Origin of the sequence: Amycolatopsis sp. FDAARGOS 1241 (assembly GCF_016889705.1) — a bacterium.
GTDB lineage: Bacteria > Actinomycetota > Actinomycetes > Mycobacteriales > Pseudonocardiaceae > Amycolatopsis.
In genome coordinates, this window is sequence record NZ_CP069526.1 from 4,180,491 (window position 1) to 4,198,370 (window position 17,880).

The following is a 17,880-nucleotide window of genomic DNA, read 5'->3' on the forward strand; positions in this document are numbered from 1 at the left end:
AGCGTTTGACATCTAACGATTCGGGCTCTAACGTTTTCCCCGGCAAGCTGCTCCACTGACCACGGGAGGGATCATGAGCACCACCGAAGACATCCAGGAGCTGGGGAAGCGCTGGGTCGCGGCCGAGACGGCCGGGGACACCGAGGCGCTGGACACGCTGGCGACCGGCGACTTCGCGCTGGTCGGGCCACTGGGGTTCGTGCTGGACCGCGAGCAGTGGCTGGGCCGCTACCGCTCGGGCGCACTGGTGACGCACGAGCTGGACTGGCGCGACGTCGCGGTGCGCGAGCACGGAGACACCGCGATCGCGATCGGCGTGCACGACCAGAAGGCTTCGCACCAGGGCAACTCGGTGGACGGGCAGTTCCGCGCGACGCACGTGCTGGTGCGGGAGGACGGCCGGTGGCTGCTGGCCGGGATGCACCTGAGCCCGCTGGGTGCGCCGCCGGCGTTCGCGCGCGGGGGTGCGTGATGGCCGTCGAGCTGAACCACACGATCGTCTGGGCGACGGATCGCGACGCGTCGGCGGAGTTCCTCTCGGGTGTGCTGGGGGTGCCCGTGGGGGCGGGGACGGAACCGTTCTTGCCGCTGGTGCTGGGCAACGGGGTCACGCTGGACTTCGCGCAGGCCGAGCGGGTGGCGGGCCAGCACTACGCGTTCCTGGTGAGCGAGGAGGAGTTCGACGCGGCTCTGGCTCGCCTGACCGAGCTGGGGACGCCGGTCTACGCGGACCCGTTGCACCGCACGCCGGGTCTGAACGGGATGTTCGGCGGGCGCGGGCTCTACTTCGCCGATCCCGACGGGCACAACATGGAGCTGCTCACGAAGGCCGGGTAGCGCCGGCCGGGGCGGGCTGGGTCGCGTCGATGTCGAAGATGCGGCCCAGCGCGATGACGCCCTCGTCGAGGTGGCTGAAGCTGGAGACGACGGCGCGGGTTTCGGCGTCGTCGATGCGGTCGGCGACGGGGGTGCCGTCGTCGCGGACGAGCTTGCGGGTGGGCGTGGTGTTGGGGTGGCGGACGGTGTCGCCGACGAGGTCGATGTTGGTGAGCACGCGCTTGGTGAAGAGGCCGAGGCGGTCGGCGACGGGTCCGTCGAGCTGGCCGGGCTGGGCTCGGGCGGCGACGTGGCGGGCGCGGAACGCGATGTTTTCGAGCGTGGTGAGCACGTGCCAGCCGTAGTCGCGCCGGGAGCTGCGCAGGTTGATGGGGTGGGTGAGTGGTTCGATGGTCTTGCGGACCTGTTCGACGGAGCGGTCGAGGTCGCGGGACATCTCGATGATGTTGACGTTGTCGCGGCCGGCGAGCAGGACTTCGGCGCTTTCGACGAATTCGTGGAGTTCGTCGAGCACTGCCGCGATGTCGTCGAGCATGACCGAGCGGGTGCGGACGGGGACGATGACGAGCGCGGCGAGCAGGCCGGAGGCGGCGCCGACGGCGGTTTCGGCGACGCGGATCCAGAGGACTCCGATGCTGAAGGTGCCGAGCAGGCTGTAGAGCAGGCCGAGCATGCTGGTGACGAAGAAGGCCATGAGGAACTGCGAGACGCGGGACATGTAGACCATGCCGAAGACGCAGACCATGATCAGGGCCAGGATCGCGATGGTGTTGCCGCTGACGAGCAGGGCGAGGGCGACGCCGCCGACGATGCCGATGAGCGTGCCGCCGGTGCGGCGGACGCCTTTGACGAAGCGGGCGCCGGCGCTGGAGGTGCCGACGAACACGACGAAGACGGTGAGCACGGCCCAGTACCAGCGCTGCTGGGAGATGAGCTGGCCGGCGAGGACGGCGAGCCCGCCGCCGAGGACGGCTTGGATGGCGCTGCGGGTTTGGTTGTCCCAGGCGAAGGCCTTGGTGGGCTCGGGGTCTTCGTCTTCGTCGTCGAGGGAGTAGTCGACGGTCGCTCCGGGGTGGGCCACGCGCTGGGCGCGGTCGTCGGCGACGGCGAGTTCGGCGATGGCGCGGCGGACCCCGTCGCCGGGGTGGGCTTTTTCGTCGATGCGGCTGCCTTCGACGAGCATGCGGCTGTACTCGCCGGTCTCGCTGATCAGCGGTAGTTCGCGGGGGTCGCGTTCCATGAGGGAGCGGAACTTGGCCAGGCGGGCGACGAGGTCGTCGGTCACGCCTTCGGGCAGCGGGTGCGAGCAGGTGCGCTGCACAGAGATGGTGAGCCACTGGACGGCGAGCTCGACCTCGATGGCGCGGCGCCGCAGCTGGTCGGCGTTGCGTTCGTCGACGACGTCGGGGGCGTTGTCCTCGATGAGCAGGACCGATTCGTGTAGCCGGGACAGGGCGGTGCGGATCTGGCGGTTGCTGCGTTCGCTGCCGGCGGAGGAGAGGTAGGCCTCGGTGGCGCGCACCGCCGCGGCGACGCGGGCGCGGAAGGCACGGCGGATGCGGATGAATTCGCTCGCGGCGTTGCGGCGCAGCAGGGCGAAGCGCACGAGTGCGTTGGCGGCGATGCCGGCGGCCATGGCGGTGATCAGCTGTGGGGCTTGGGCGAGGTGGGCTTGCAGGAACATGGGGAAGAAGAACAGGAAGAACGCGATCGAGCCGAGCGCGGTGCCGCGGGGGCCGAAGCGCTGCAGGTAGACCGCGACGAAGATGAGCAGCACGAAGATGATGCTGTCCAGCGGCGGGTAGGCGGCGCCGACGGTGGCGAGGGTGATGGAGCAGGCGCCGACGAACGCGGCGAGGCACAGGGTCACGGCTTGCCCGCCGCTGGTGGGGTCGTTGACGGTGAACGCGCTCATCATGGCGGCGATCGCGGCCACGAGTGAGGTGGTGAGGGGGAAGTGCAGGGGCTGCAGCGCGAGGATGGCGAGGATGATGCCGAGCACGGCGGAGCCGGCGAGCCGCAGGCGGACGAGGCCTGGGTCGGCTGCCACCAGCCGGTCGAGAGTGGCGTCGCGGACGTCGGCGATCATCGGGCGAGCAGCTCCCACTGGGCGAGGGTGACCCGGCGGCGGGTTGCTGCGGTGATCCGCAACCGGTACTGCGCGCAGGCGGCGGGGGTGTCGAGGACGAAGGGCCGGGTCTGGCGGCGCCAGCGGAAGAGCTCGTCGGAGCGGCGGTCGAGCACGGTCCAGCGGCGGCCGTCGTCGGAGCCTTCGAGGGTCCACGCGCTGGGGTCGCCGTCGCGGCTGCCTGAGGTGAGTGTGTACATGGTGACTTCGCGCGGGGTGCCGTGGACGGTGAAGTCGACGACCGGGGTGCGGCTGGTGAAGGTGGCGTCGGTGCGGCTGGTGTCGTCGAGCAGGACGGGGGCGGGTCCGTCGGGGCTGTAGGCGGTGCCGGTGAGGTCGCGCAGTGGCGTGGGTGGTGCGGGGGTGACGGGTTCGGTGCCCCAGGTGCCGGGTTCGGCGCGGACGTCGAATTCGAGCACGGCGCCGCGGGCGAGGCGGGTGTGGGAGATGGTGGGGGCGTGGTGGGGTTCGCCGTCGACGGTGAGGCCGTGGACGTAGGGGGTGTCGTGCTCACCCTTGTCGTGCACGGCTGAGGCGGTCGCGGCGCCGGGGGCGCGGATCACGAGGTCGTGACCGTTGTCCAGGTGCAGGGTCGCGCTGCGGAACAGCGGGGCGGACAGCACGTAGCGCGGGGTGCCCACGGCGAGCGGGTAGAGGCCCAGGGCGGCGAAGAAGTACCAGGCGGACATCTCGCCGTTGTCCTCGTCGCCGGGGTAGCCCTGGCCTAGTTCGCTGCCGAGGTAGAGGCGGCGCAGGACTTCCCGCACGGTGCGCTGCAGCTTCGCCGGCGCGCCGGCGTAGGCGTAGAGCCACGGGATGTGGTGGGAGGGCTGGTTGGAGTGGCCGTACTGGCCCATGCGCACGTCGCGGGCTTCGGTCATCTCGTGGATCAGCCCGCCGTAGGAGCCGGGTTTGCGACCGGTCTCCGGCGTGGCGAAGAACGTGTCGAGTTTGGCTTCGAGCCCGGTGGGGCCGCCGTGCAGGGCGGCGAGGCCGGGGCCGTCGTGGGGCACGGAGAACGCGGTGTTCCACGCGTTGGTCTCGACGAAGTCGCCGCCCCACGCTTCGGGGTCGTAGTCCTGCGGCGGGAAGTGGCGGCCGCCGTTGGGCCGGCGGCCCTGGAAGAACCCGATGCGCGGGTCGAAGTGGTGCAGGTAGTGCTGGGCGCGCTGGCGCAGGTAGGCGGCGTTGTCGGCGCGGCGGCGCGCGCGGGCGCCTTCGCTGCGGCGGGCGAGCGCGTCGGCGAGGTTGGCGAGGCCGAAGTCGTTGAGACAGCCCTCAAGCGCCCACGACAGTCCTTCGTTGGTCGAGGTGGGCGTGTAGCCGAGGAACGGCGAGGTGTCGAGGCCTTTGCGGCCGACGCCCGCGTGGGGCGGGGCGACCGTCGCGTTCTTGAGGGCGGCGTCGTAGGCGGATTCGACGCCGAAGTTGGTGACGCCTTTGAGGTAGGCGTCGGCGAAGGCGACGTCGGAGCTGGTGCCGGTCATGAGGTCGGCGTAGCCAGGGGAGGACCAGCGGGCGATCCAGCCGCCTTCGCGGTACTGCTGCACGAACCCGTCGATGAGCCGGCCGCATTGTCTGGGGGTCAGCAGCGCGTAGGCGGGCCAGGTGGTGCGGTAGGTGTCCCAGAACCCGTTGTTGACATACAGCTCGCCGTCGACGACCTTCGCGCCGGTCCGCCGCCGCGTGCTCAGGCCGCGGCCGCGCGCGACGGGACTGGCGTGGCGGATGCCGGTGGGGGTGTTCTCGTGCCCGCGGTTCGGATAGAGGTAGAGGCGGTAGAGGTTCGAGTAGAACGTCGCCAGCTCGTCCTCGCTCGCACCCTCCAGTTCGACGCGGCCCAGCAGCTGCTGCCACTTCTCGCGGGCGTGGTCGCGGACCTGCTCGAAGCTCGTGCCCGCGGGGATCTCGGCGTCGAGGTTGCGCCGCGCCTGCCCGAGGCTGATCAGCGACGTCGCGATCCGCAGTGTCACCTCCGGCGCCTCGAATCGCAGGTGCCCGGTGACCGTGCGCCAGAACGGCCGGCGGATCGCGCCGCCGCCCGCGGCCGGGGTGTCGGCCTGGGCGTAGACGAACATCCGCCGTGCCCCCGTGGACAGCCGGCTGCGCACCCACGTGTGCCCGGTGACGACGCCGGTGTCCGGGTGCACGCGCAGGCCGCCGCGGTTGCGGGCGTTGTCGAACAGCACCCAGCCCCGGTCGCCGGGGAAGGTGAACCGGAAGATCGCGGCGTGATCGGCCGGCGCCAGGTCGGCCGTGAGGCCGTTGGTGAAGCGCACGCCGTAGTGGTGGGGCCGGTCGGTCTCGTCGGCGTGGGAGAACGTGAGCGCGCGGCGCCGGGGGTCGGGTTCGACGGGACCGGTGCCGGGCAGGAGGTGGAAGGTGTGCCGGTCGCCCATCCACGGGCTCGGCTGGTGGCTCAGCGCGACCGCCTGCAGCGCCGGTTCGTTGTCCTCGGTGTTGTGCCGGTGATAGGAGTAGATCCAGTCCAGGGCGCTCGCGTCGGTCACCGGGGTCCAGAAGTTGAACCCGTGCGGCACGGCCGTGGCGGGGAAGGTGTTGCCGCGGGAGAAGTCGCGCCCGGAGTGCGTGCCGCGGGTGGTGCGCACGTGGTCGAGCGCGTCGCCGGTGCGCGGGTGGTGCTCGCCGAGGCGGACGTCGTCGACCCAGCCGGTGAGGTCGCCGCCGGCGGGCGGGTCGGTGAGCAGCACGATCCGCTTCACGCGGCGGCCGGCGAACGCGCCGAGCGGGCGGCGCACCAGGTTCCACTGGTCCACCAGCAGCGTCTTCCCCTCGCCCTGCGCGGCGGCGGAGAACCCGGCGGTGGTGCCGTCGTCGAACTCCACGTCCAGCGCGACGAAGGTGCTGCGGTAGGAGGGCACCGGGGCGTCCGAGGCCGGGAAGACCACGTAGGACAGTGCACTGTGGGCGGTCACCGGCACGTCGGTCTCGAACAGCACCACGCGCTCGACGTCGGTGTAGCGCAGGGCGTGCCGCCCGGTGAACCCGACGCCTGTCTTCGCGGTGGGGGACCGGTCCGGTCCGGTGCCGACGCGAACCTCCGAGGCGACCGGCTGCGGGTCACCCGCCTCGAACGAAGAAAAGAACCCGGCGCTGGTCACGCCCACACGGTAGCCGCTCCGACCCGGCCCGGCCTGCCGTGGACGACGGTCTTGACACGATCCCCCGAACAAGCCGTGGGGCTCCTTCCCGGCCGGAAAGGAGCCCCACGGAGGTGGTGAACCGGACTACAGCTTCGCGCACTGCCCTGCGGCCGGGCCGCGGACGGTGTTGGCGACGTCGTGGTCGGTCGGGGCGGGGGAGTTGGCCGCGCAGGCCAGCGGGCCGCCCACGGTGCTGCCGGCCAGCACCGGCCCGGCATTGCCGGTGAGGGTCACCGGACCCCCGGTGTCGGTCAGCTCGATCGACACCTGCCCCGTCGTGCCCGTGATCGTCACCGGGCCCGAGACCTCCGTGCGGTTCAGCACGACCTGCCCGGCGCCGGTCGCCGCCAGCGGACCCGAGATCGAGCCGCCGCGCACGATCAGCGAAGCGCCCTTCGCCACGGTCACCGGACCCGACACGGTCGCTTCGGCGAGACACACCGTGCCGCCGGACACCGTGAGCGGGCCCTTCTGCTCACCCGTCAGCGTCTTCGTGCACGACGCGTCCGGCCGGCCCAGCAGCTCGATCTCCGCCACCGACGCGGCGCCACCCGTGCTCGCCGTGACCTGCAGGCGGTAGTAGGCGTAGTGGGCCGGGTTCTTCACCGCGAACGCCCGCGTCTGCTGCCGCCACGCGAAGCTCTGGTCGGTCTGCTCGTCGGCGACCGCCCAGGTCTTCCCGTCGTAGGAGCCTTCCAGCTTCCAGCTCTTCGGATCACCCGCACCCTTGGGCGAGGTCAGCGTGTAGTGCGTGACCGCCTCGTCCGCCGAGTTCAACTGGTAGGTCACCGCGCCCGTCACCTTCGCCTCGGTGCGCGAGGTGTTGTCGAACAACGCCGCGACGTTCGAGCCGTCCGAAGTGGACACCGTGCCCTTGCCAGCGCCGGTCTCGTCGTGCAGCGGCGACGGCACCGCGTCGCCCGTGGTGATCGACTTCGGCGCGTCGTCCGGGCCGGTGCCCCACGCCGAGGGGTTCGGGCCCATGTCGAAATCGAGCGTCGCCCCGTGCGCCAGCACGTCCTGCGGTAGCGACGTCGAGGTCCACGGCTTCCCGTTGACCTTCAGCCCCTGCACGTAGACGTTCTTCGCCGAGTTCTTCGGCGCGTTGATCACCACGTCACCGCCGGGCAGGTGCAGCGTCGCCCTGGTGAACAGCGGCGACCCGATCGCGTAGTTCGGGCTGCCCATCTGCAGCGGGTAGAAGCCCAGCGCGCCGAACACGTACCACGCGGACATCTCGCCGTTGTCCTCGTCGCCCGCGTAACCCTGGCCCAGCTCGCTGCCGGTGTAGAGCCGCGAGAGCGCCTCCCGCACCTTCGCCTGCGTCTTGGCCGGCTGGCCCGCGTAGTCGTACATGTAGAGCAGGTGGTGCGAGGGCTGGTTGGAGTGGCCGTACTGGCCCATCCGCACGTCCCGCGCCTCCCGCATCTCGTGGATCACCGTGCCGTAAGACCCGGTCATCGTCGCGGTCTCCTGATCGGCGAAGAACGCGTCCAGCTTCTGCGCCAGCTTGTCCTTGCCGCCGTAGAGGTTGGCCAGGCCCTGCCCGTCCTGCGGCACCGTGAACGCCATGTTCCAACCGTCGGTCTCGGTGTAGTCGCCGCCCCACGCGCGCGGGTCGTACTGCGCCGCGGTCTTGGTGAACTTCCCGGAGGCGTCCTTGCCCTGGAAGAACCCGATGCTCGGATCGAACAGGTTCACGTACTGCTGCGCCCGGCTGGTGAAGTACTGGTAGTTCTCCAGGTACTCCGCCTTGCGCGGGTCACTCGCCGGCGCCTGGTCGTACAGCTTCTTCGACAGGTTCGCGATGCCGAAGTCGTTGATGTAGCCCTCGATCGCCCACGAGAAGCCCTCACCGGTCGAGTTCGGCGTGTAACCGAGGAAGATCGACTGGTCGAGGCCCTTGCGGCCCACCGCCGAGTTCGGCGGCGTCACCGTCGCGTCCTTCAGCGCCGCGTCGTAGGCCGACTTCACATCGAAGTTCGTCACGCCCTTGAGGTAGGCGTCGGCGAACGCGACGTCGGAGCTCGTGCCCGTCATCAGGTCCGCGTAACCGGGGGAGGACCAGCGCGCGATCCAGCCCGAGTCGCGGTACTGCTGCACGAACCCGTCGACCATCTTCCCGGCCATGTCGGGCGTGAGCAGCGAATACGCCGGCCACGTCGTGCGGTAGGTGTCCCAGAACCCGTTGTTGACGTAGATCTGGCCGTCGACGATCTTCGACCCGGTCTGCGTCGCGGTGTCCGCACCCGCCTTCGCCGCCACGGGACTGGCGTACTTGTACACCGGGGCCTGCGGGGTGCCGGTGTTCTCGAACGCCGAGTTCGGGTACAGGAACAACCGGTACAGGTTCGAGTACAGCGTCTCCAGCTGGTCCTTGGACGCACCCTGCACCTCGACCACGCCGAGCTGCTTGTCCCACGCCTGCTGCGCGGCGTCGCGCACGGAGTCGAACGTCGCGGTCGGCCCGATCTCCTGCTCCAGGTTATTCTTCGCCTGCTCCACGCTGATCAGCGACGTCGCGATCCGCATCGTCACCGTCTTGTCCGCGCCCGCGGCGAACCGCAGGTACCCGGTCACGTTGTCCCGGCCCTGCCCGGAAAGCTTCGCCCCCGCGGTCACGGGCTTGTCGAACGTCGCGTAGACGAACATCCGCCCCGCCCCCGCGGACAGGCCGCTCTTCGCGTCCGAGTAGCCGGTCAGCGTGCCCGAAGCCGGGTCGAGCGTCAGCCCGCCCGAGTTGTTCACGTTGTCGAAGATCAGGCTCGAGTCGGCACCCGGGAACGAGAACCGCATGACCGCCGCGTGATCGGTCGGTGCGATCTCCGTCTTGATCCCGTTCTCGAACGTCACCCCGTAGTAGTGCGCCCGCGCAACCTCGTTGTCGTGGCGGAACGGCAGCGCCCGCGCGTCGCGGTTCGCGTCCGGCACCCCCGCCGCGGCCGAGGGCATCACCTGGAAGCTCTGCCGGTCACCCATCCACGGGCTCGGCTCGTGGCTCACCGAGAACGCCTGCAGCACCGGCAGATTGTCCGCGTTGTTCTGCGAGTGGTAGTTGTACAGCCAGTCCGACGACCCGGCCGCCGTCACCGGCGTCCAGAAGTTGAACCCGTGCGGCACCGCCGTCGCCGGGAAGTTGTTGCCCCGCGAGAACGTGCCGTTGGCCATCGTCCCGCGCGTGGTCAGCACGTTGTCACTCGGGCGCAGGCTCGCCGGGGGCGTCGGCGTCGCCGAAATCTTCACGTCGTCGAGCCACCCCTGGAACGCACCCGGGCCGTTCGGGTTGTCGTAGCCCACGAGGATCCGGTCGATCGTCTTGCCCGCCGCGACCGTGCCGATCGCCGACCGCACCAGGTTCCACTGGTTGGCGTAGAGCACCTTGCTCGCGCCCTGGCCCTGCGGCGACAGCGGGAACCCGTACTGGTCCGTCGCCCCCAGCCCGCTCAGGTAGGTGCCGTCGGTGAACGCCAGGTCGATCGCGACGTTCGTGCTCGGGTACTTCAGGTCGTTGCCCGTGAACTGTGGCTGCACCTTGTACGACAGCTCGGTCGACGCCACCACCGGCAGGTTCACGTCGAAGACCTTGTTGTACGAATACCCGTGCCCGGCCGCGGTCTGCGTGCCGGCGTAGTGGAACGCCTTCTTCCCGGTGAACCCGACCCGGCTCTTGTTCGTGTACCCGCCCGTCGGGCCCGCGTCCACGTAGCTGCGCATGTTCGGCAACGGCGGCGGCGCCGGATCGTCGTTGGCCAGCAGCAGCTCCGAAACCTGCATGATGCCGTCGCCGTGATTGCGCGTCACGTCCAGCCGGTAGTACCGGTAGGCCGCGGACGGCGCCGCGAGCTTGTACTCGTGCTCCTGGAACCGCGCGTCGAACGACTGCCCCGACTGCTTGTCCAGGTCTGTCCACGACTGCGCGTCGTTCGAGCCCTGCAGCGTCCAGTCCTGCGGATCACGGCCGGGGAAGTCGTTGGCCGAGCTGAGCGCGTAGTGCGTGATCGCCACCGGCTCCGCCAACGTGATCTGCGCCCACGCCGTGGGCTCCCACGAAAGCCACTTCGTGTCGGTCGTGCCGTCGACCAGGTTCGCCGAAACCTCACCACCGTCGGTGTTCTCGCTGCTCGCACTCGTCTCGGTCACCTTGCCCCGGATGTCACCCGGGATCGTGGCACCGTTCGCCCCATTGACCCCCGACGTGCGCGGCTCGCCCGCCGCGTCGGTGTCAACGGTGTCCTGCCACGTCGGCTGCGGATCGGTCGGCTCGAACGAGGAGGAGAAGTCCGGCGGAGGAACCTCCGCCGCGGCGACCGCGGTCACCGGCAGGGCGACCAATCCGGCCGCCGTCACGACCGCGACCAGCGCGGCGTGGACGGGTCTGGCGCTTCGGGGCATCGTTGCTCCCAGCTCGTCGGGGTTCGGGGCGCGCCCGCGCGCGCAGGTTCCCCCAGCGGCGGCGCTACGGAAGGGAAACTCCTGCCTGACATCGATGTCAAGATCCGGTGGGCAAACCTGGCCGGAAACGGACAACGCCGGACGTACCCGCTGGCTCATCCGGCGCTCCGGCCCCGTTCCCCCGGGTGAGGCGAGCCGAAATCCCGCACCCGGATCCGCGCCACCGGTATAAGGGGACACATGCCCACCGATCCGACCGGCCAGACCGGAACGCACCCCACAGGCGCCGATCACGCGCGAACCCGCGTGACCGGCCCCGATTCGGCCGCCGCCGCGATCGCCGCCGACGAAGCCGCTCGCCGCCGGGCCGGCGCCGCACTCGCGGCCGGCGATCCGACCGGGTGGTTCGAACCGCTCTACGCCGCGGCCGAAACGGGCGAGGCCGTCGTCCCGTGGTTCCGCGGGGAACCCAGCCCCGAACTCGCCGCGTGGGTCGCCACGCAACCGGCCGACGGCCGCAGCGCCCTCGTCGTCGGCTGCGGGATGGCCGACGACGCCGAACTGCTCGCCGGCGCCGGGTTCCGCACGTCGGCCTTCGACGTGTCGCCGAGCGCGATCAAGGCCGTGCTGAACCGCTTCCCGGAGACCCGCGTCGCCTACCGCACCGCCGACCTGCTCGACCCGCCCGCCGAATGGCACCACGCCTTCGACGTCGTCGTCGAAATCCTCACCGTGCAGTCGATGCCCAAGTCCGTCCGCGCCGAGGCGATCGCGTCGGTGTCGTCCTTCCTGGCCCCCGGCGGCACGCTCGTCGTCGGCGCCGTCGCCGAGGAGAGCATCGACCTCGCGACATGGTCCGGACCACCGTGGCCGCTCAACCGCGCCGAACTGGACTCCTTCGCCCGCGACGGCGTCACCGCAACCTCCCTCGACCGTGTCCGCGACGGCGCCCGCTGGTGGGCGACCTTCACCCGGGAGTTCTGACCATCTCCCACCCCGGCCGAGGCGTCCGGGAGGCCGAGGCGTTCGGCGATTTCCGCCGAGCTCCAGCCGTGTTTGCAGGCCTGGGCGATGAGCACCGGTTCCGACCAGTTTTCGACGTCTCCCGGACGCCTCGGCCTCCCGAACGCCGAGGACGCCGAGTGGCGCCCAGCCGTGCTCGAAGCCGAACGCCTACCGCGGGTGATCCGGGGAGGACCGTCAGAAGCTGCCGGACGAATTGCCGGTTCTCGTCGGACCTCGCCCACAGCGGAATGGCGACAATTGCCCGTCGGCAACCGATGTTGGGGGCAGGACCCAATGGCGATCGGGAACACCGACGGTCAGCGGACGAGAATTGAGACATCCGTCCTGTTGCATGACGCGGCATTTCATGGCCGGTGCCGGTGGAATCGGCCCCGGTCGACCCTGTGACCTGCGGTGCGCCGCCTTAGACGGCAGAACGAGTGCGCGACTTCGCCGGTGCAGCTGGCCCGTCCGGTTTCCCTGTTGCGCGAAGCGACATTTCATGGCCTCTGCGGCAGGCCGATAGCTTCGGATTCATGGAGTGGAGTTTTCTCGCGGCCGGCGAGCTTTCGGCTGCTTTACGTGCCGGCGAGGTGACCTCGGTGGAATTGATCGACGAGGCGATCGCCCGTATCGAGCGCGACGACCAGGTGATCAACGCGATCTGTGTGCCGGACTTCGACCGTGCGCGGGCCGCCGCACACCGTGCCGACCAGGCGCGCGCCCGCGGCGAGGATCGGCCGTTGCTCGGTGTTCCGGTGACGGTCAAGGAGTCCTACAACATCGCCGGGCTACCCACGACCTGGGGCATGCCGCCGCACCGGCACCATGTGCCGGCCGAGGACGCGGTGCAGGTGTCGCGGCTGAAGGCTGCGGGCGCGGTGGTGCTCGGTAAGACGAATGTTCCGTTGGGGCTGCAAGACATCCAGAGCTTCAACGAGATCTACGGCACCACCAACAACCCGTGGGACCACGCTCGCACCTCGGGCGGTTCCTCCGGCGGGTCGGCGGCGGCCCTGGCGTGTGGCTTCGGCGCGCTGTCCATCGGCTCCGACCTCGCCGGCTCGTTGCGCACCCCGGCGCATTTCTGCGGTGTCCACGCGCACAAGCCGACACTGGGACTGGCCGCGAACCGCGGCATGGTCCCGCCGTCCGCGCCGGCATTGCCGGTCGACTTCGACCTCGCCGTCGTCGGTCCGATGGCGCGCACCGCCAGCGACCTCACGCTCCTGCTCGACGTCATGGCTGGGCCGGACCCGCTGACGCTCGGCGTGGCGCACCGTTTGGCGCTGCCGCCCGCCCGCCACGAGCGGCTCGGCGATTTCCGGGTCTTGGTCCTCGACGAGCATCCGCTCATTCCGACCGGGTCCGCCGTCCGGGCGGGCGTGAACCGGGTGGCCGCCGCGCTGGTCGAGGCCGGGGCCCGCATCGAACGGCACAGTCCGCTGCTGCCCGATCTGACCGAAGCCGCGACGCTCTACATGCAATTGCTGATCTCGGGCTCCGTGGCGCGTTTTCCCATCGAATCGCACGAGCAGCTGCGGACCCGCGCCGCCGGACTGAGCGCGGCCGACCAGAGTCTTGACGCCGTGCGGCTGCGCGCCATGGTGTTCAGCCACCGCGACTGGATCGAGGCGAACAACCGCCGCGAGGCCCACCGCCACGGCTGGCGGCAGCTGTTCGCGCAGTTCGACGCCGTGGCGTGCCCGATCACGCCGACGCCCGCGTTCCTGCACGACCACAACCCCAATCCGTTGGAACGGCGCATCGACATCGACGGCGTCGAGTACCCGTACTTCGACCAGCTCGTCTGGGCCGGCCTGGCCACCATGCCCGGCCTGCCCGCCACCGCCATACCCGCGGGCCGGTCCCTTGAGGGCCTGCCGGTCGGAGTCCAGCTCATCGGCCCGGCGTTCGAAGATCGCACCCCGCTGCGGTTGGCCGAACTGCTCGAGCAGAAGACCGGCGGCTTCCAGGCGCCGAAATAGGGCGTATGGCCGGGTCACCGCAGGGCCGGGCGTCGTCGAGAACTCCCCGTCCCCATCGACCGGCTGTGCCGCCGGTGGGACGTGCCGCTGCGGAAGAAGACGCTGCGGAAGAAGACGCTGAGGCGGATGCTCTACGACTCCGCCGGCCGCCAGGTCCAGGTCCTCGCCCTCAGCGTCGAGGGCCTGGACCTGGCCCGATCCTCAGCACTCCGTGAGGAACCGCGTCAGCACTCGCGTCCCGAAGTGCAGGCCCTCCACCGGCACGCGCTCGTCCACACCGTGCGCCAGGGCCCGGTACGGGAAGCCTTCGGGCAACGACAGGGGAGCGAAGCCGTAACAAGCCATCCCCAGCTTCGAAAACGCCTTCGCATCCGTCCCGCCGCCCAGGCAGTACGGCACGACCACGGCGCGGGGGTCCTCGGCGCGCAGCGCCGCGGCCATCGACGAGAACCACGGCGAATCCACCGGCGCCTGCACGGGCGGCTGGTGCGCCACGAACTCCCGCGTCACGCCGGGCCCGAGCAGCGAGTCGAGGACCTCGAACAGCTCGTCCTCCGCGCCGGGCAGCACCCGCACGTCCACCTGGGCCGTCGCGGTCGACGGGATCACGTTCACCTTGTAGCCGGCCGAGAGCATCGTCGGGGTGGTGCTGTTGCGCACGGTCGGCACGACCAGCGACCCCGCCGGACCCAGCCGCGCGACCGTCGCGTCCACCGCCTCACTCGACGACAGGTCCACCGGCACCCCCAGCGCCGCGCCGGTCCGCTCGAGGAACGCCTCGACGGTCGGCGTCAGCCGCACCGGCCAGCGGTGCGCGGCCACGCGGTGCAGCGCACCGGCGAGCATCGTCACCGCGTTCTCGTCGTTCGGGCGCGACCCGTGCCCCGCGCGCCCGCGCGCGGTCAGCTCGAGGTGCGCCGTGCCGCGTTCGGCCGTGCCCACCGGATACAGCCGAACCATCCGCCCGTCGGCCGCCGGCACGTGGTAGCTGTAGCCGCCGGACTCACTGATCGCCGCCGCACAGCCCTCGAACAGCGACGGGTGCTGCTCGACCAGCCAGTGCGCCCCGAACTCGCCCTTGTCCTCCTCGTCCGCGACGAACGCCAGCACCAGGTCCCGGCGCGGCCGCAGTCCCGACGCGACCGCGGCGAGCACCATCGCGCAGAAATCCTTCATGTCCACCGCGCCGCGGCCCCACAGGAACCCGTCGCGCACCTCGCCGGAAAACGGCGGTACCGACCAGTCGGCCGCGTCCGCGGGCACCACGTCCAGATGCCCCTGCACCAGCAACGCGGGCAACGCCGGGTCGGTCCCCGGGATCCGCGCGAGCACGTTCGCCCGCCGCGGCGCCGACTCCACGACCTTCGCCGCGACCCCGTGGCGCTCCAGGAACTCCGCGACGTACTCCGCAGCTTCGCGTTCACCTGCGGAATCCCCGTTACCGCGGTTGGTGGTGTCGAACCGGATCAGATCGGCGCACACCGCGACAACATCAACCACGGTCCCGCCCGCGCCGTCGTCCGCAACGTCAGCCATAGATGCCCTGCACCGCCCCGCCCGCGATGGCCGTGACCACCTTGAACGCCTTCATCGCCTCGGTCATGCTCGGCGCGTCGAACCCGACGCGCCGGGTGCCGATATGCTCCACCGTCGGGATCACCGCCGTCGCCTGCGCCAGGTGACTCGCGTCGAACTCCACTTCGATCCGGTGCCGCCCGGGCGTGCGCTCCACGCGCCCGGCGCGCGCCGACGACTCCGCGGCCGCCGCCCTAAGCAATTCGGCCGTGCGCGCCGGCGGCAGGCAGATCGCCGCGTACCGGCTCACGCACTCCTTCACCGGCACCAACTCCGCCTCCGGGGCGTAGTCACGCGCGTCGTCGCACGCCTGGTCGTCGCCGCTGACCATCAGCACGGGCACGCCGTACTCCGCCGCGAGCGCCGCGTTGAGCCGGCCCTCGCTCGCGGGTACGTCGTCGAGCCACACCCCGGTGATCTGGTTCTCCAGGTAGGTGTGCGACAGCACCCCGTCGAACCCCGCACCCGCGTGGTATCCGAGGAACACGACACCGTCCACACCGGAATCGACACCCTGCATCATCGACAACGGCTTGTGGCGCCCCGTGAGCATCCGCGCCCGCGGGTCCAGCTCCTCCAGCAGCAGGTTGCGCTGCGACGAGTGCGCCTCGTTCACCAGCACGTCGGTGGCGCCGGCTTCGAACAGGCCCGCCAGCACGGCGTTGACGTCACCGGTGAACAGCCGCCGGAATCGCTGCCACTGCTCGGTACCGGGCACGACGTCGTCGGTCCACGTGACGCCCGTGGCGCCTTCCATGTCCGCCGAGACCAAGATCCGCATGCGGGCACTCTAGTCATCCTACGTCCGCGCCGGGGCCGGAACGCCGGAGGTCACCCCGCGTGACGACACGCCGGAGATAACGATCGGACACGCACAGTCGCCGCAACATATTGCGCCCTTCCCTCGGTATGTGGTTACTTTTCGGCTCTGGGGTCAGACAAGGGGTGGTTTTCAAGTGCGGATCAAGCACGTTCGGCGCGGGCTCGCCCGCGTCATCGGGGTACTCACAGCGGGAACGATGGCGGTCCTGCCGTTGGCGGCCACAGCCGCGGCGCAGCAGCCGGCGCAGCCGAAAGTACTGCGCGTGGCTCTCACGACCGGGATCGACCACCTGAACCCGTTCACCGCGTCGCTCGCGGCCTCGACGCAGGTCGGGCGGTTCATCTACGAGTTCCTCACCATTCCCTCGGCGGACAAGGCCGAGGCGTCGCCCGCGCTCGCCGAGTCGTGGACGACCTCGCCCGACAAGCTCACCTGGACCTTCAAGATCCGCCAGGGCGTGAAGTGGTCCGACGGGCAGCCCGTCACCGCCAAGGACGCCGCGTTCACCTTCCAGCGCATGCTCGACGACGAGACCGCGCGCACCGCGAACGGCAACTACGTCGCCAACTTCCAGAGCGTGTCCGCACCCGACGACACGACGCTGGTGATCAAGACCAAGGCCGTGCAGGCCACCATGGACCTGCTGGACGTGCCGATCGTGCCCGAGCACATCTGGGCACCGATCAAGGACCTCAACGACCCGAAGACCGACGACCTGTCGGTGGTCGGCGTGAGCGACGGGCCGTACCAGCTCACCGAGTACAAGCAGAACGAGTACGTGAAGTTCAAGGCCAACAAGAGCTACTGGCGCGGCGCGCCGAAGGTCGACGAGCTACAGCTGCTCGTGTTCAAGGATGTCGAAGCCGCCGTCAACGCCCTCAAGCAGGGTGAGGTCGACGTGATCAACCGCCTCACCCCGACCCAGTTCGACGCCCTCAAAGGCCAGCCGAACATCGCGACCAACAAGGCACCCGGGCGCCGCTACAACGAGATCAACATCAACTTCGGCGTCGAGGACGTGAACAACAAGCCGATCGGCAACGGCAACCCCGTGCTCAAGGACCTGCGGCTGCGCCAAGCGATCGCCGAGGCGATCGATCCGAAGACCATCGTGGACAAGGTCATGGGCGGCTACGGCCAGCTCGGCGGCGGCGTCGTCCCGCCGATCTACTCCGGCTACCACTGGGATCCGGCGCCGAACGAGGCCCGCAAGTTCGACGTGGCCGCCGCGAACAAGGCCCTCGACGAAGCCGGCTACACCAAGGGCCAGGACGGCATCCGCGTCGCCCCCGGCGGCGCGCGCCTCGAACTGCGCTTGACCGGCCACGCCAACCGCGCGTTCGACCAGCGCACCGCCCAGTACGTCACGGGCTGGCTGCACGACATCGGCATCTCGGTCAAGCAGGAACTCGTGTCCGACGAGGAACTCAACGACCGCACCACCGCCGGCAACTACGACCTCGCGATCTCCGGCTACGCCACCAACCCCGACCCGGACTACGCGCTCGCGCTGCACACCTGCGCCGCCCGCCCCAACGCCGAGGGCAAGGGCGCCACCACCGACACGTTCTTCTGCGACCCGCAGTACGACGCGCTGTACGAAAAGCAGCTCACCGACACCGACCCGGCCACCCGCGCCGGCTACGTCAAGCAGGCCCAGGCACGTCTCTACAGCCAGGCCGTCAACGTCGTCCTCGACTACGACAACGCGCTCGAGGCCTACCGCTCCGACAAGTTCTCCGGCTTCCAGACGCAGCCGCAGCCCTCGGGCGCGATCCTCGAGCAGACCGGCTACTGGGGCGTCTACGGCGCCGTGCCCGCCGGAACCGAGGCCACCGCGAGCGACAGCGGCGGGTCGAACGCGGTCCTGTGGGTCGTGATCGGCGTGGTCGTGCTCGTCGTCCTCGTCGGCGGCGGCATCATCATCGGCCGGCGCGGCAAGTCGGCGGACGACCGGGAGTAGTCGGT

10 protein-coding genes are annotated in these 17,880 nt (G+C 70.3%); 5 read left to right on the forward strand and 5 right to left on the reverse strand.

The window, feature by feature from the left end:
* Positions 1–73: 73 nt before the first annotated feature.
* Positions 74–472 (forward strand): nuclear transport factor 2 family protein, encoded by a 399-nt coding sequence (locus I6J71_RS20565; protein ID WP_204096185.1) that lies wholly within the window; start codon positions 74–76, stop codon positions 470–472.
* Positions 472–837, forward strand: a complete 366-nt coding sequence (locus tag I6J71_RS20570; protein ID WP_204096186.1) for a VOC family protein — start codon at positions 472–474, stop codon at positions 835–837. Before I6J71_RS20565 ends, I6J71_RS20570 begins: the two co-directional genes overlap by 1 nt.
* Here the strand turns inward: I6J71_RS20570 and I6J71_RS20575 are convergent.
* The 3 genes from I6J71_RS20575 to I6J71_RS20585 form a co-directional block, all read right to left on the reverse strand.
* A complete protein-coding gene (locus tag I6J71_RS20575) occupies positions 821–2,926 on the reverse strand; it encodes an FUSC family protein (protein WP_204096187.1) in 2,106 nt (701 codons plus the stop codon). The genes I6J71_RS20570 and I6J71_RS20575 overlap by 17 nt on opposite strands.
* Positions 2,923–6,087 (reverse strand): GH92 family glycosyl hydrolase, encoded by a 3,165-nt coding sequence (locus tag I6J71_RS20580; RefSeq protein ID WP_204096188.1) that lies wholly within the window; start codon positions 6,085–6,087, stop codon positions 2,923–2,925. The genes I6J71_RS20575 and I6J71_RS20580 overlap by 4 nt, the downstream gene beginning before the upstream one ends.
* A 126-nt stretch (positions 6,088–6,213) precedes the next feature.
* On the reverse strand, positions 6,214–10,521 hold the full coding sequence (locus tag I6J71_RS20585) for a GH92 family glycosyl hydrolase (RefSeq protein ID WP_204096189.1): 4,308 nt from the start codon (positions 10,519–10,521) through the stop codon (positions 6,214–6,216).
* A 240-nt stretch (positions 10,522–10,761) separates the two neighbouring features.
* Between I6J71_RS20585 and I6J71_RS20590 the strand changes: the two genes are divergently transcribed.
* Positions 10,762–11,505, forward strand: coding sequence for a bifunctional 2-polyprenyl-6-hydroxyphenol methylase/3-demethylubiquinol 3-O-methyltransferase UbiG (locus I6J71_RS20590; protein WP_204096190.1), 744 nt, complete (start codon positions 10,762–10,764; stop codon positions 11,503–11,505).
* Positions 11,506–12,062: 557 nt separating this feature from the next.
* A complete protein-coding gene (locus I6J71_RS20595; protein WP_204097161.1) occupies positions 12,063–13,514 on the forward strand; it encodes an amidase in 1,452 nt (483 codons plus the stop codon).
* A gap of 201 nt (positions 13,515–13,715) precedes the next feature.
* Here I6J71_RS20595 and I6J71_RS20600 read toward each other — a convergent pair whose 3' ends face one another.
* Positions 13,716–15,050, reverse strand: coding sequence for a M20/M25/M40 family metallo-hydrolase (locus I6J71_RS20600; RefSeq protein ID WP_204096191.1), 1,335 nt, complete (start codon positions 15,048–15,050; stop codon positions 13,716–13,718).
* Positions 15,043–15,870 carry a M55 family metallopeptidase gene (locus I6J71_RS20605; protein WP_204096192.1) on the reverse strand — a complete coding sequence of 276 codons (828 nt, stop codon included), beginning with the start codon at positions 15,868–15,870 and terminating at the stop codon, positions 15,043–15,045. Before I6J71_RS20605 ends, I6J71_RS20600 begins: the two co-directional genes overlap by 8 nt.
* A 238-nt stretch (positions 15,871–16,108) precedes the next feature.
* Here I6J71_RS20605 and I6J71_RS20610 point away from each other — a divergent pair, with 238 nt between their 5' ends.
* Positions 16,109–17,875: an ABC transporter substrate-binding protein gene (locus I6J71_RS20610; protein WP_204097162.1), complete on the forward strand. Its 1,767-nt coding sequence runs from the start codon at positions 16,109–16,111 to the stop codon at positions 17,873–17,875.
* Positions 17,876–17,880: the final 5 nt, after the last annotated feature.